Here is a 13,279-nt window from a genome sequence, read left to right on the forward strand (position 1 = left end):
GATATCAGCCTCTCTTGGGAATGGCGTCATTGAAGCGGGCGTCCCATAGCGGGCGGACGTCCACCCGCTTGGGCACCAGCCCGGCCTTGAAGAAGACATCGGCGACCTGCTGCTGCGATCCGATCGCCTCGGGCGTGACCGGGCGCAGTTCATAGGTCGCGCTCTTACGGCGGAACTGGTCGAGCACATAGTCGCGCGGCACGCCGATATCCTGGGCGACGATGCCGGCCCATTCGTCCTGATGTACCGCCGCCCAGCCAAAGCCCTGTTGCACCAGCGCCAGATATTCGCGGATGATCGCCGCCTTGTCGGGATCGGCCAGCGCATCGACATGGGCGGAGACGAGATAGTTGCCTGACAGGATACCATAAGCGGTGCGCAAGATCCGCGCACCCTCTGTCGCGATCGCCCGCTGGATCGGGAAGCCATAGATCGCCCAGGCATCCAGCGCCCCTTGCGAAAAAGCGGCGGCGCCATCGGACACGCCCATCGCGACCGGAGTGATGTCGTCCCAGCTCAGGCCGACCTCCTCCAGCATCCGGATCAGGAAATATTGGGCGGTGGTGGCGCGGACATAGCCGACGCGCTTGCCCTTGAGGTCGGCGATGGAGCGCGCCTTCGATCCCTTCGGCACCAGCACGACCTGGTTATTGACGTCGCCATGGGCGACCGCGATCTGGCGGAAGCTCTGGATGGTCGAAGCAGCGGCGAAGATCGGCGGGATCTCGCTCATCCCGCCATAGTCGAGCGAGCCGCCATTGAGCGCCTCGACCACGAGGTGGCCGGACTGGAACTCGCTATAGACAAGGTCAAAGCCCCTGGGCTGGATGCCCGCCGCCTTGAACAGCAGGCGGGTGTCGCCATCGCCCTTGCCGGTGATCGACACCCGCAGTTTCGGCCGGCCCTTGCCAGCGGTGCCACAGGCGGTGAGCAGCAGGCTGCCCGCCGCCGCGCCCAGCAGATTGCGTCTGGACAACATCTCAGCGACCGCCGCTCGTTTCTCGCACCCTTGCTGCGCTGGGATCACGTTCGAACAGGATTACCGTCGGATCGCGTAGCAATTCGCGCCGGGCCGCCGCCCTGAACCGGGCCAGCCTATCCGTCCACCGCTGCTTCCACGCCATGATATCCAAGTCCTCGTCTGATATGAGAGGACTTTATCTGCCAATTAAGTAGAGATATGTCTGTCAAGCTTTGCTGGGCCGCTTATTAGAAAGCCTTGACCTTCATCGGGCGGCCTCGATTGTGGACTGCCGTGCAGGAGTGGCTGTGGCGGTTGCCGGACTTTGCGGTTCGGTCTGATGCGGAGATCAGCTATTGGCCTGGCGGAGTGGTTGGTAAGCGTCCGGCCATTGACGTCGTTTTTGGGTGTGGACCGGTGATCTTCAGAATGCCTTTTGCGCGAGCGGTGATAGCTTCAAGGCGACCCGCTGCTCGATGACGATATCGTTAGCCTTTTCTCGGAACGTGCCAGGTATATCCATCGCCGAGAGAAAGCGTTCCGTCCAGGGGATCACCCGTTCGTCTGTTATATGTCGAAGGAAACGCTCTGCTTTCTGGAGGTCGCCCGATATGCCGCAAGCCACTCCGGCATAATAGCCGAAACAACTTGGTCGCATGCGTTCAGATTCATTGGCTTTGAGTAGCCTCTAGTTTTCTAGGTCGCGTTGACAAAATGCTTCAACCATAGCCTTGCTGCGGCGATGTTGAGGAAGCTGAGGTAGGAAAGCGTGGTTTTCTCGAAGCGTGTCGCGATGCGGCGTTGGTGTTTGAGGAAGCCGAACATGCGCTCGACGCGGTTGCGTTCGCGATAGCGGCGATAGTCGGGATGCTCTGGTGCCTTGCGGTTCGAACGCGGCGGGATGACCGGCAGGATGTTGTGCAAGAGCAGGTTCTCGCGGAAACGGTCGCCGTCGTAGCCCTTGTCGGCGAGCAAGGCCGCAGGCTTTGGCACCGGCATGGCCATGAGGCTATCGACACCGCCGTAATCGGAAGCCTCCCCGCCCGTCAGGTAGAAGCCGAGAGGGAGGTCTTGATTGTCGCAGCGGGCGTGGACCTTGCACGTAAAGCCGCCGCGTGATCGACCAAAAGCCTGCGCAAAAGCCCCCCCTTTTCCGCCCACGGCCGAGACATGACCGCGAACCGTGGTGCTGTCGATCATGTGCTGCCAGTCGTCGGTTAGGCCGAGATCGACCAGAGTTTGCAGCATGGCATCCCAGACGCCTTGCTCGGCCCAGCGCCGGAACCGGACGTAGACCCAGTTCCACTTCCCATAGCGCTCATGCATGTCGCGCCGGGGGCAGCCAACCCGCAGGACGTGCAGCATTCCATTGAGATAGCGCCGGTTATCTCCGGCCGGGCGAGCATGCCTGCCACGCTCGGGGGGAGCAGCGGCCCGATCAATTCCCATTCTGCGTCGCTCAGGTCGCCGCGATCCATGCTTGCCCTTCTAAAAGGAAGGCTTGAATCAGAACTTCACCGGCTTGGGAATCCCTTTTGTCAACGAAACCTAGACGCCTTCTGCTTTCAAAATCTGCTGTCGTTCGAACTGTGCGGGGACAGCATCCCGTTCCTGACCTGCGCGCGGACCGGATTATAGAACATCTCGATGTAATCGAACACTGAGTAGCTCCTAGATTTCTGGATGCTTTCTATCCTAATTTTGAGAACAGGAGACGACGATGGGGAAGCCCGATTTCAGCGATGAGTTCAAGCGTGATGCGGTAGCCCAGATCACCGAACGCGGGTATCCGGTAGCGGAGGTTTCTGAGAGGCTCGGCGTCAGTCAGCGTTCGCTGTATGCCTGGAAGCGGCAACTGGCGCAGGTGGTGTCTGGCGATGCCAGCAAGGATGCCGAGATTCGTCAGTTGAAGCGCGAACTGGCCTGGGTGACCGACATCACCTACATCCGCCCTCTGGAGGGCTTTGCTTATCTGGCTGTCGTGATCGATCTCTATTCCCGCCGTGTGGTGGGCTGGTCGATGCAGAGCAGGCAGACCACCGATGCGGTGCTGCAAGCGCTGCACATGGCGGTATGGCGGCGCAAGCCGAAGCAATGGGTGCTGATCCATTCGGATCAGGGCTCGCAGTTCACCAGCATGGACTGGACGGCCTTCATCCGGGCTCACAATCTTGAGCACTCGATGAGCCGCCGTGGCAACTGCCATGACAACGCGGTGGCTGAAAGCTTCTTCTCCTCGCTCAAGCGTGAGCGCATTCGGCGCTGGACCTACAAAACACGCGATGAAGCCCGGCAGGACGTGTTCGATTACATCGAGATGTTCGTCCGCAAGCAGGTCAGGAACAGGATGCTATCCCCCGCACAGTTCGAACGGCAGCAGATTTTGAAAGCAGAAGGCGTCTAGAAAACTAGGGGTTACTCAAAGCCATTCTTCGCCACGCTGGAAAGCGATCGCCGAACATATCCCGGATCAAGTCCGGGATGAGGAAGATAGTAAGGGGTATTTTGGCAAGCGGAGGGCAACATATGACCATTCACACCCTGTCCTATTCCGCCTTTCTCTGATCTACCCTTGGAAATGGATCAATCACACGATCTTCACGCCATCTCGCGGTCGCTCCGCAACCGTCTGTTGCCGCATGGGCGTCGCTTCACTGTCGCCCCGCTTTCGCGTCACAGGCGCGTGGTGATGACCCGATTTCGATGCGCGTGTCGCGCCACAGGCGCGCCGTCGGCGCGCCGCAGAAGCGTCACCGGCGCATTTCGCCGGAATCAGCCTCACGACACTGTGAACTTCGACTCTCGCGTCAATTTCCGGTCGAGACCCGCCAGCAATTTTCAGGAAGAAGCCGGATCCGTCCGGCCGATCACCGCTGATCGCAGCAGCGTAACACGGAAAAAGCGTCCCGCCTTTGCCCCGGAAGGCGGGACGGGACGCTCCATCGGTCGCAGGCCGCCCCGTGATAACCATGCGCGGGCCGCGTCCGTCGAACCAACGATATGGGCAAAGGGTCGTTCCCGAGCTGATCGCAGCCCTGCCGCGATCCGTCGCAAAATCTGCCCCATCTGGGCAGCCTCCCGGCTTCCTGTCGCCGGGAGGCGTTGCGCCTCAGCGCCGGGCAAGCTGGAAGGGCGACTGGTGGCTGATGGTCAGGCCAGCCTCGGCCCATTCCTGCTTGCTGCGGCAATCGACGCGCGGCACCAGCGTGCTCGGCTGCACTTCGCGGAAGCAGTAACGGTCGGTCTTTTTTTCATAGCTGACCTTGGCGTTGCCGAACTGGCCTTCGGGCTGAGCGAAGGCGGGCGCAGCGGCAACGGTCATGGCGGCAGCAGCGGCGATGATGGCGATGGTCTTCATGAGCAAATTCCTTCCCTGATTTTGATGGATCGGTGGCGCCGGCGTTCAGCGCTGGGCCAACTGGACGGCCGGCTTGCGGCTAATGGTCAGGCCCGCGTCGGCCCAGTCCTGCTTGCTGCGGCAATCGACGCGCGGCACCAGGGTGCTGGGCTGCACTTCGCGGAAGCAGTAGCGGTCGGTCTTTTCTTCATAGCGGACCTTGGCATTGCCGAACTTGCCTTCGGGCTGAGCGAAGGCGGGCGCGGCAGCAACGGTCATGGCGGTGGCAGCGGCGATGATGGTGATGGTCTTCATGAGCAAATTCCTTCCCTGAAATCTCGTTCCGCGACCCCGATCGGGTCGTGTCAGGAGCATTGCAGGGGCCGTGCCAATTTGCCGAAAGCCCGGAAAATCGGGCCTAAGTCCGCGCAAATCACATTTGCCGCACGAAAATTACACCAACAGTCGGCAATATATTTTTATATTTGGCATTTTCCGCGAACGACGATCCATCCCAACTTCGCCACGCATCAGTAAAGCTTTATTGTCAATCAAATCAGTAGTGATAAAATCGCCCCATAGATTTGGAGGTGCAGATGACGATTCACACCCTGTCGGATGACCAGACCCCCACCATCCTGACCGTGCCCGGCCTGATGAACAGCGGTCCGGGCCATTGGCAAAGCCTTTGGGAAAAGGCGCTTCCCGACTGCCATCGGGTCGAACTGGGCAGTTGGGACGCGCCCCATCGCAACGCCTGGATCACCAATCTGGGCCATGCCATCGCCCAGGTTGACGGACCGGTGATCCTGGCCGCGCACAGCCTTGGCTGCCATGCGGTCGCCTGGTGGGCAGCGTTCGAAACCGGACAGTTGCGGGACAAGGTGGCCGGCGCCCTGCTGGTGGCGCCGCCGGAAGTGGACAGCGGCGCGGTCGACCGCCGCCTCGTCGGCTTCGGCCCCACGCCCAAGGGGCTGCTCCCCTTCCCCTCGATCGTCGTCGCCAGCCGCAACGATCCCTATATCGACTTTGCCAGCGCCCGGCGGCTCGCCCAATTCTGGGGCAGCCAGTTCGCCGACGCGGGCGAAAGCGGCCATATCAACGCGGCGTCGGACCTGGGCGAATGGAGCTTCGGCCAGTTCCTGCTCCACCGCCTGACCGATCGGACAGCCCCGGCCGATCTTGCCACGGTCCGCAACGAAGAAGCCCGGCGCAGCGCCGAAATGTCGATCCGCTACGGCTTCTGATCGCTGCTGCCGGCCGGCCGCGCTGTCCTATTCGAGGGCAGGATGGTACAGGATCGATCCGGCACGGGCGCCCAGCCCGGCCGGATCGGCCCAGCATCATAAAATTTCCAACTTCGGTTCTTAAATGTCCAAATATGCGGGAAATATGAGAAGTTAAGCGGAACATTTCCTATTGGCCGAACGTAGAAGAGCGCCCTCCACGCCGCGCTCTTCCTTCGTTAACCATTTTCGGTCATATCCTGCACCATGTCCGCCGCGCTGACGTCCCATGAACCCGCGACCGGCGCCCTGCTATGGCAGGGCGAAAGCGGCGACGTGGACGATATCGTCGCCCGCGCCCGCACCGGCTGGCCGCGCTGGGCCGCACAGCCGGTCGCCTTCCGTATCGAAACGCTGCGCCGCTTCGTCAATGTCGTGCGCGCCCATGAGGAGGAACTGGCCGACCTGATCGCCCGCGAAACCGGAAAGCCGCTATGGGACGCCCGGACCGAGGTGACGGCGGTCATGGCCAAGATCGACACATCGGTCGCCGCCTATTCCGAACGCACCGGCCAGCGCCGGCTGGAGGCCAATCTGGGCGCCCGCCAGTCGGTGCGGCACAAGCCCCATGGCGTGATGGCGGTGCTTGGCCCCTATAATTTTCCGGCCCACCTGCCCAATGGCCACATCATCCCCGCGCTGCTGGCGGGCAATGCCGTCATCTTCAAGCCATCGGAAAAGACCCCGGCGGTCGGCGAGATGCTGGTGCGCTTCTATCATGAGGCAGGCGTCCCGACCGATGCCGTCCAGTTGCTGCTCGGCGGCGCGGAGGAAGGCAAAGCGCTCGCCGTCCATGCCGATGTCGCGGGCATATTGTTCACCGGATCGGCCCAGACCGGCATCGCCATCAACCGCCAGTTCGCGACCCAGCCGGGCAAGATCCTCGCGCTCGAAATGGGTGGCAACAATCCGCTGGTCGTCTGGGACACGCCGGAAATCGGCGCCGCCGCCGCGCTGGTCATCCAGTCCGCCTTCCTGTCGAGCGGCCAGCGCTGCACCGCCGCCAGCCGGCTGATCGTGCGCGACGCGATGGCCGACACCCTGGTCGCGGAGGTCAAGAAACTCGCCGACCGGCTGATCGTCGATCACCCCCATGCCGATCCGCAGCCCTATATGGGCCCCGTCATCGACAATCCTACCGCCGATGGCCTGACCGAAAGCTTCCTTTATCTGATGAGCCATGGCGGCCGGCCGATCAAGCATATGGTCCGGCCGCAAAAGGGTCTGCCCTTCCTGACGCCCGCGATCATCGACGTGACCGCGATGCAGGAACGGCCCGATGTCGAACTGTTCGGCCCGCTGCTCCAAATCGTGCGCGTGCCCGATTTCGAAACCGCCATCGCCGAAGCCAATAGCAGCCGCTACGGCCTGTCCGCCTCGCTCGTCGGCGGCAGTCCCGAACAATATGCGCAATTCTGGGGCAATGTCCGCGCCGGCGTGATCAACTGGAACCGACCCACCAATGGCGCATCGGGCACCGCCCCGTTCGGCGGCGTCGGCGCATCCGGCAACCACCGCCCCAGCGCCTATTATGCCGCCGATTATTGCGCCTATCCGGTCGCCTCCGCCGAGATCGAACAGCCCCGCGCCACCATCGGCATCGGGCTCAAGGACATCGACGTCAGCGCCATGGGCGATTGACAACCCGGCTACTGGACAAAACTTTTCCTAAGCCCCTCCATATCCATTCTGAATTGAAACTCCGTCGCCCTTTCGCCATGTGGCGAGCATGGCTGACATTGCACCTGCTACCGTCCACCTGGTGGGCGCGGGACCGGGCGACCCGGAACTGCTGACCATCAAGGCCGTGCGCCTGATTCGCGACGCGCGCCTGATCGTGCATGACGGGCTGGTGTCCGACGACATATTGGCGCTGGCCGGGCCGCAGACCGAACTGGTCTCGGTCGCCAAGCAGCGCAGCCGCCACTCCATGCCGCAGGAGGCGATCAACGCCCTGCTGGTCCGCTTCGCCCTCGCCGGTGAGCCGGTCGTCCGCCTGAAGGGTGGCGATCCCTTCATCTTCGGCCGTGGTGGCGAGGAAGTCGACGCCTGCCGCGCCGCCGGCGTCCCGGTCGAGGTCGTGCCGGGGATCAGCGCCGCGATCGGCGCCGCCGCCCAGGCGCAACTGCCGCTGACCCATCGCGAAGCGTCGAGCGCGGTCAGTTTCGTTGCCGGCCAGTGCAAGGGTCTTACCGATCAGGATTGGTCGGGCCTTGCGGGAAAAGGCCGCACGCTCGTCATCTATATGGGCGTCGCGACCGCCGCCGACATCGCCGACAAGCTGATGGCCGACGGCGTGTCGCCGGCAATCCCGGTCGCGGTGCTGGAAAATGGCACGCGCGCCGATATGCGCAGCCTGCGCACCCTGCTCGCCGATCTGGGCGACATGGTGGCGCGTGAAGAAGTCAAAAGCCCGGCCCTGATCGTGGTCGGCGACGTGGCAGCCCATGCCCTGGCACGCGATGTGCTGGCGGACTGGGCGGCAAAAGGGGAGAGTATTTCGGAGATGCGTTCGTGAAGATCCTGACGGGCAATGATCTGGTGACCGGTGATGTCATCTGGTGGGCCGGCGATGGCTGGTCGCGCCAGGTCGGCGATAGCGCCGATGTCGGCGAACAGGGCGACGACCTCGTCCGCACCGAGGAAGCGGCGCTGCGCGTCGTCGGCGCTTATGTGATCGACGCGACCGTCACTGACGAGGGCGTGCGCCCGGCCCATATCAAGGACCGTATCCGCGCCCTTGGCCCCACGGTCCGCCCCGACCTCAATTTGAAACCGAATGACGCCGACGCCGGCAACTGGGTGATCTGACATGTATCGCTACGACAGCTATGACCAGTCCATCGTCGACGCCCGCGTCGATGAATTTCGCGACCAGGTGCAGCGCCGCCTGACCGGCGCCCTGACCGAGGATCAGTTCAAGCCGCTGCGGCTGATGAACGGCCTCTATCTCCAGCTCCACGCCTATATGCTGCGCGTCGCCATTCCCTATGGCACGCTGTCGGGCAAGCAGATGCGCAAGCTGGGCGAGATCGCGGCGAAATATGACAAGGGCTATGGCCACTTCACCACGCGCCAGAACCTGCAATATAACTGGATCAAGCTGGCCGATGCGCCCGACATCCTCGCCGAACTGGCGACGGTGGAGATGCACGCCATCCAGACCAGCGGCAATTGCATCCGCAACATCAGTTCCGACCAATATGCCGGCGTTAGCGCCGACGAGGTGGCGGACCCCCGCCCCTGGGCCGAGCTGCTGCGCCAATGGTCGAGCTTCCACCCGGAATTCACCTATCTGCCGCGCAAGTTCAAGATTTGCGTGATCGCGTCGGACGATGATCGCGCGGCGATGCGCCTGCACGATATCGGCCTGAAGCTGGTGTCGAAGGATGGCATCATTGGCGCCGAAGTCCATGCCGGCGGCGGCATGGGCCGCACCCCGATGGTCGCGCCGCAGATCAGGGATTTCGTGGCCGAAGAGGAGATCGTCTCCTATCTGGAGGCCTGCCTGCGCGTCTATAATCGCTACGGTCGCCGCGACAACAAGTATAAGGCCCGGATCAAGATCCTGGTCCATGAGATCGGCGTCGAGGAATATAAGCGTCAGGTCGAGGAAGAGTTCGCCCATATGCGCGAACTGGGCCTCAACCCGCCGACCGAGGAACTGGACCGCATCCGCGCCTTCTTCGCCAACCCGGCCTATGAAACGGGCCTCTCCGAAGAGATCGACCGTGCCGATCCGGCCTTCGCCCTTTGGGTCGACCGTCAGGTCGCAGCGCACAAGCAGCGCGGCTATGCCATCGTCAATATCAGCCTGAAGCCGCTGACCGGCATTCCCGGCGATGCTTCGGCCGAACAGATCGAACTGGTCGCCTCGCTGGCCGAGCAATATTCGCTCGACGAACTGCGCGTCACCCATGCGCAGAACCTGGTCCTGCCGCATGTGAAGAAGGCCGATCTCTACGCCATCTGGCAGAAGCTGGACGAAGCAGGTCTGGCCGAGGCAAACCTTGACCTCATCACCGACATCATCGCCTGCCCTGGCCTCGACTATTGCGCGCTGGCCAATGCCCGTTCGATCCCGCTGGCGCAGAAGATCGCGCAGCGCTTCGCCGACAATGCGCGTCAGGCCGAACTTGGCGAGCTGAAGCTCAAGATTTCGGGCTGCATCAATGCCTGCGGCCACCATCATGCCGGCCATATCGGCATTTTGGGCGTGGACCGTAAGGGCGTGGAGAATTTCCAGCTGCTGCTTGGCGGATCGGGCGCGGAGGATGCCTCGCTCGGCCAGATCACCGGGCCCGGTTTCTCCGAAGACGGCGTGGTCGACGCGATCGAGAAGGTCACCGACATCTACCTCGCCGAACGCACCGACGGGGAGCGCTTCCTCGACACCTATCGCCGTATCGGCATGAAGCCCTTCAAGGAGGCGATCTATGGTTGAGTTCCTCTCCTTCCGCGACGGTGAAGCCGCGCAGGAGCCGGCCGTCACGGTCGAATCCTTCACCGGCCAGTCCAACGCCACCGCCGTCCGCATCGAGCCGGGCGAGGATGCGCGCGAACTGCTGCCGCATCTCGATCGCCTCTCGCTGGTCGAGGTGAATTTCCCCGCATATGGCGACGGGCGCGGCTATTCGGCCGCGCGCATCCTGCGGGAATCGGGCTATCAGGGCGAATTGCGCGCGGTGGGCGACGTGCTGGTCGACCAGATCAACGCCATGCGCCGCTGCGGCTTCGACAGTTTCCACCCCGCAAAAGCCCTGGATGACGCCGCCGTGGAGCGCGCGCTCACCCGCTATGCCGACGTCTATCAGAAGACGATCGATGGCCGTCAGCCCGTCTGGGCGAAACGGCATCCGGAGAAAATTGATGGCTGAACCTGCCCGCCAGATCCCGGAGCGGCTAGTAGATGTGATCGATGCCCGCCCCGTCTTTACCCAGGGGGATGCCGATGCGCTCAACGCGCGCTTCGAGGGCGTCGATACGCTGACCATGCTCAAGACCGTGTTCGCGGAAGGCCTGGCCGGCAATGTCGGTGTCGTCTCTTCCTTCGGCACGGAAAGCGCGGTGCTGCTCGATCTGGTGGCCAAGGCCGACAAGGCCATCCCGGTGATCTTCGTCGACACGCAGAAGATGTTCGCCGAGACGCTCAACTATCGTGACACGCTGGTCGCACGGCTGGGCTTCACCAACAGCAGTGTCGTCGCGCCCGACGCGGCGGTGCTGGCCAAGAAGGACGAGACCGGCCTGCGCTGGTCCTATGATCCCGACGGCTGCTGCGAAATCCGCAAGGTCGAGCCGATGAAGCGTGCCAAGGCGAGCCTGGACGCCTGGATTTCGGGCCGTAAGGCGTTCCAGTCGGTGACGCGCCAGAACCTGCCGCGCTTCGAGGTCGACGACGGCCGGCTGAAGATCAATCCGCTGGGCGACTGGACCAAGACCGATCTGGAAGCCTATTTCGAGGCCGAACAACTGCCGCGTCACCCGCTGGAGGCGCAGGGCTATCTGTCGATCGGCTGCGAACCCTGCACGTCCAAGGTGCTGCCGGGTGAAGACCCGCGCGCCGGTCGCTGGCGCGGATGGGACAAGGTGGAATGCGGCATCCATTCGCCGGTGACGCCGATCCCCGTCATCGATCCGGAAGACCCGGCAAACCTGCCCGCCTTCTGATCGCATCGGGCGCCCTGCGGGGTGCCCGTCCCCTATCTTATTGTAACATTGCGTAACAAGCGCGGGCGCGCGCTGGACCTGTCGTGTCAGCAGCGCAATACACTCCCCCCTTTCCAACGGGACTTAAGGGAGTCGCCCCATGGATCGTCGTCAATTCCTGCTTTCCTCGGGCGCGGTCGCGCTCGCCACCGCCGCGCCACGCGCCCTGGCCCAGACGGCCGGCGCCGATGATGCGCGCCTGTCGGCCGCCTTCGCCACCGCCTTCGAGCGCCAGCTCGACCTGTCGCCCGCCATGGTCACCAGCCTCGGCCTCGACAAGGGCGCCCGCTCCGCCGCCAAGAGCCAGCTCGACGACAACAGCAAGTCCGGCACCATGAAGAAGCTGGCCGCGACCCAGGCCGCGATCAAGGAGTTCAAGGGATATGAGGGCGCCGCCCTGTCGGATGCGCAGCGCCTGAACCTGGAGGTCATCCTCTATTCGCTCGACCAGCAGACGGTCGCCCCCGCCAAGTTCGGCCTCAACAGCGTCCAACGCCCCTATCGCATCTTCCAGCAAGGCGGCAGCTATTTCCAGACGCCCGATTTCCTCAACACCGCGCACACCATCAACACGGCCGGTGATTGCGAGGCCTATGTCGCCCGGCTCGACGCCTTTGCCCGGAACCTGCGGACCGACACCGCGCTGCAGCGGGATGAGGCCGCGCGCGGCTATCTCGCCCCCGGCTGGTCGCTCGACCTGACGCTTGGCCAGATGAAGAAGCTGCGCGGCCAGCCTGCCGCGACCAGCAGCCTGGTCCAGTCGCTGGTGAAGCGCGCCGCCGCCAAGGGCGTGACCGGCGACTGGCAGGCGCAGGCCGCCGCGATCGTCGAAAAGGCGATCTATCCCGCGCTCGACGAACAGATCGCCGCGATCGAAGCGTTGAAGCCCAAGACCGCCGCCGGTGACGGCGTATGGCGCACCCCGCGCGGCGACGAAATCTATGCAGCGGCGCTGAAGCAGGCGACCACCACCGACCTTAGCGCCGACCAGATTCATGCCATGGGACTGGAGCAGGTCGCCGACATCAGCGCCAAGCTGGACGTGATCCTGAACGGCGCCGGCTTCACCAAGGGCAGCGTCGGCGAAAAGCTCGCCGCGCTCAATGTCGACCCGGCCCAGCTTTATGCCGACAGCCCCGATGGCCGCGCCGCCCTGCTCGCCCAGCTCAACCGCGATCTCGACGCCATGAAGGAGAAGCTCCCCCAGGCGTTCACGACGATCCCCAACACGCCGCTCGAAATCCGCGCGGTGCCGGTCGAGATCCAGGATGGCGCCTCCAACGGCTATTATAACCGCGCCGCGCTCGACGGCTCGCGCCCGGCCATCTACTTCATCAACCTGAAGGATGTCGGCGACTGGCCGAAATATGGCCTGCCGGCCCTCACCTATCATGAAGGCGTGCCCGGCCATCACCTCCAGATCTCGACCGCGCAGACCGCCGGTGACGTGCCGATGCTGCGCAAGGTCGCCTTCATGAGCGCCTATAGCGAAGGCTGGGCGCTCTATGCCGAGCAACTGGCCGACGAGCTGGGCGGCTATGCGACGCCGATCGATCGCGCCGGTTATCTTCAGTCCTTCCTGTTCCGCGCCGCCCGCCTGGTGGTCGACACCGGCATCCATTCCAAGCAGTGGAGCGTCAAGCAGGCGACCGATTACATGGTCGAGAAGACCGGCTTTGCCCGCCCCCGCTGCCAGCGCGAGGTCGAGCGCTACTGCACCCAGCCGGGCCAGGCGACCAGCTACAAGGTTGGCCATGGCAGCTGGACCAAGGCCCGCGAAAAGGCGCAGGCGCTGCTGGGCGACAAGTTCGATATCAAGCAGTTCCACGCCGTTCTTGAGGAAGGCGCGATGCCGCTGTCGATCCTGGAGAAGCGGATCGAGGATCGTGCCCGCGCCCTCGCGCAGGCCTGACAAAGGACAAGCGGGTCCGGCCTTCCCTCAAGGCCGGACCCGTTGCATGATTACAAAAAAACAAAGGGGTATCG

12 protein-coding genes and 2 pseudogenes are annotated in these 13,279 nt (G+C 63.5%); 9 read left to right on the forward strand and 5 right to left on the reverse strand.

The window, feature by feature from the left end; genetic code table 11:
• Window positions 1–4 precede the first annotated feature (4 nt).
• From VHN57_RS11485 to VHN57_RS11495, 3 genes and pseudogenes are all read right to left on the reverse strand, one after another.
• Window positions 5–979 carry an ABC transporter substrate-binding protein gene (locus VHN57_RS11485; protein ID WP_278988657.1) on the reverse strand — a complete coding sequence of 325 codons (975 nt, stop codon included), beginning with the start codon at window positions 977–979 and terminating at the stop codon, window positions 5–7.
• A gap of 678 nt (window positions 980–1,657) precedes the next feature.
• Window positions 1,658–2,439, reverse strand: a pseudogene (locus VHN57_RS11490) (IS5 family transposase).
• A 70-nt stretch (window positions 2,440–2,509) separates the two neighbouring features.
• Window positions 2,510–2,625 (reverse strand): annotated as a pseudogene (locus VHN57_RS11495) (IS3 family transposase); the annotation flags it as partial.
• Between the two features lie 56 nt (window positions 2,626–2,681).
• Between VHN57_RS11495 and VHN57_RS11500 the strand changes: the two are divergent.
• Window positions 2,682–3,365, forward strand: coding sequence for an IS3 family transposase (locus tag VHN57_RS11500; protein WP_423283910.1), 684 nt, complete (start codon window positions 2,682–2,684; stop codon window positions 3,363–3,365).
• A gap of 705 nt (window positions 3,366–4,070) precedes the next feature.
• Here the strand turns inward: VHN57_RS11500 and VHN57_RS11505 are convergent.
• Both VHN57_RS11505 and VHN57_RS11510 read right to left on the reverse strand, forming a co-directional pair.
• Window positions 4,071–4,319 (reverse strand): hypothetical protein, encoded by a 249-nt coding sequence (locus VHN57_RS11505; RefSeq protein ID WP_423283912.1) that lies wholly within the window; start codon window positions 4,317–4,319, stop codon window positions 4,071–4,073.
• A gap of 45 nt (window positions 4,320–4,364) precedes the next feature.
• Window positions 4,365–4,613, reverse strand: a complete 249-nt coding sequence (locus VHN57_RS11510) for a hypothetical protein (RefSeq protein WP_037520923.1) — start codon at window positions 4,611–4,613, stop codon at window positions 4,365–4,367.
• A gap of 281 nt (window positions 4,614–4,894) precedes the next feature.
• On the opposite strand from VHN57_RS11510, the gene VHN57_RS11515 reads away from it, so the two are divergent.
• From VHN57_RS11515 to VHN57_RS11550, 8 genes are all read left to right on the forward strand, one after another.
• On the forward strand, window positions 4,895–5,545 hold the full coding sequence (locus tag VHN57_RS11515; RefSeq protein WP_278988579.1) for an RBBP9/YdeN family alpha/beta hydrolase: 651 nt from the start codon (window positions 4,895–4,897) through the stop codon (window positions 5,543–5,545).
• Window positions 5,546–5,791: 246 nt separating this feature from the next.
• Entirely contained in the window at window positions 5,792–7,225 is a 1,434-nt protein-coding gene (gene astD, locus VHN57_RS11520) for a succinylglutamate-semialdehyde dehydrogenase (protein WP_423283915.1), read from the forward strand.
• Between the two features lie 88 nt (window positions 7,226–7,313).
• Window positions 7,314–8,102 (forward strand): uroporphyrinogen-III C-methyltransferase, encoded by a 789-nt coding sequence (gene cobA, locus VHN57_RS11525; RefSeq protein WP_048936929.1) that lies wholly within the window; start codon window positions 7,314–7,316, stop codon window positions 8,100–8,102.
• A complete protein-coding gene (locus VHN57_RS11530; protein WP_037520914.1) occupies window positions 8,099–8,395 on the forward strand; it encodes a DUF2849 domain-containing protein in 297 nt (98 codons plus the stop codon). Before cobA ends, VHN57_RS11530 begins: the two co-directional genes overlap by 4 nt.
• 1 nt (window position 8,396) lies before the next feature.
• Window positions 8,397–10,028, forward strand: a complete 1,632-nt coding sequence (locus VHN57_RS11535) for a nitrite/sulfite reductase (RefSeq protein ID WP_423283917.1) — start codon at window positions 8,397–8,399, stop codon at window positions 10,026–10,028.
• Window positions 10,021–10,461 (forward strand): DUF934 domain-containing protein, encoded by a 441-nt coding sequence (locus VHN57_RS11540; protein WP_004212223.1) that lies wholly within the window; start codon window positions 10,021–10,023, stop codon window positions 10,459–10,461. Before VHN57_RS11535 ends, VHN57_RS11540 begins: the two co-directional genes overlap by 8 nt.
• Window positions 10,454–11,254, forward strand: a complete 801-nt coding sequence (locus VHN57_RS11545) for a phosphoadenylyl-sulfate reductase (RefSeq protein WP_423283920.1) — start codon at window positions 10,454–10,456, stop codon at window positions 11,252–11,254. The genes VHN57_RS11540 and VHN57_RS11545 overlap by 8 nt, the downstream gene beginning before the upstream one ends.
• A gap of 139 nt (window positions 11,255–11,393) precedes the next feature.
• On the forward strand, window positions 11,394–13,205 hold the full coding sequence (locus VHN57_RS11550; protein ID WP_278987290.1) for a DUF885 domain-containing protein: 1,812 nt from the start codon (window positions 11,394–11,396) through the stop codon (window positions 13,203–13,205).
• Window positions 13,206–13,279: the final 74 nt, after the last annotated feature.

It is taken from the genome of Sphingobium salicis subsp. salicis (genome assembly GCF_049472635.1).
Classification (GTDB): Bacteria; Pseudomonadota; Alphaproteobacteria; order Sphingomonadales; family Sphingomonadaceae; genus Sphingobium; species Sphingobium yanoikuyae_A.

Coding starts and splice junctions, on each gene's coding strand:
- VHN57_RS11485 (WP_278988657.1), bottom strand. CDS start 979: ATGTTGTCCAGACGCAATCTGCTGGGCGCGGCGGCGGGCAGCCTGCTG.
- VHN57_RS11500 (WP_423283910.1), top strand. CDS start 2,682: ATGGGGAAGCCCGATTTCAGCGATGAGTTCAAGCGTGATGCGGTAGCC.
- VHN57_RS11505 (WP_423283912.1), bottom strand. CDS start 4,319: ATGAAGACCATCGCCATCATCGCCGCTGCTGCCGCCATGACCGTTGCC.
- VHN57_RS11510 (WP_037520923.1), bottom strand. CDS start 4,613: ATGAAGACCATCACCATCATCGCCGCTGCCACCGCCATGACCGTTGCT.
- VHN57_RS11515 (WP_278988579.1), top strand. CDS start 4,895: ATGACGATTCACACCCTGTCGGATGACCAGACCCCCACCATCCTGACC.
- astD (WP_423283915.1), top strand. CDS start 5,792: ATGTCCGCCGCGCTGACGTCCCATGAACCCGCGACCGGCGCCCTGCTA.
- cobA (WP_048936929.1), top strand. CDS start 7,314: ATGGCTGACATTGCACCTGCTACCGTCCACCTGGTGGGCGCGGGACCG.
- VHN57_RS11535 (WP_423283917.1), top strand. CDS start 8,397: ATGTATCGCTACGACAGCTATGACCAGTCCATCGTCGACGCCCGCGTC.
- VHN57_RS11540 (WP_004212223.1), top strand. CDS start 10,021: ATGGTTGAGTTCCTCTCCTTCCGCGACGGTGAAGCCGCGCAGGAGCCG.
- VHN57_RS11545 (WP_423283920.1), top strand. CDS start 10,454: ATGGCTGAACCTGCCCGCCAGATCCCGGAGCGGCTAGTAGATGTGATC.
- VHN57_RS11550 (WP_278987290.1), top strand. CDS start 11,394: ATGGATCGTCGTCAATTCCTGCTTTCCTCGGGCGCGGTCGCGCTCGCC.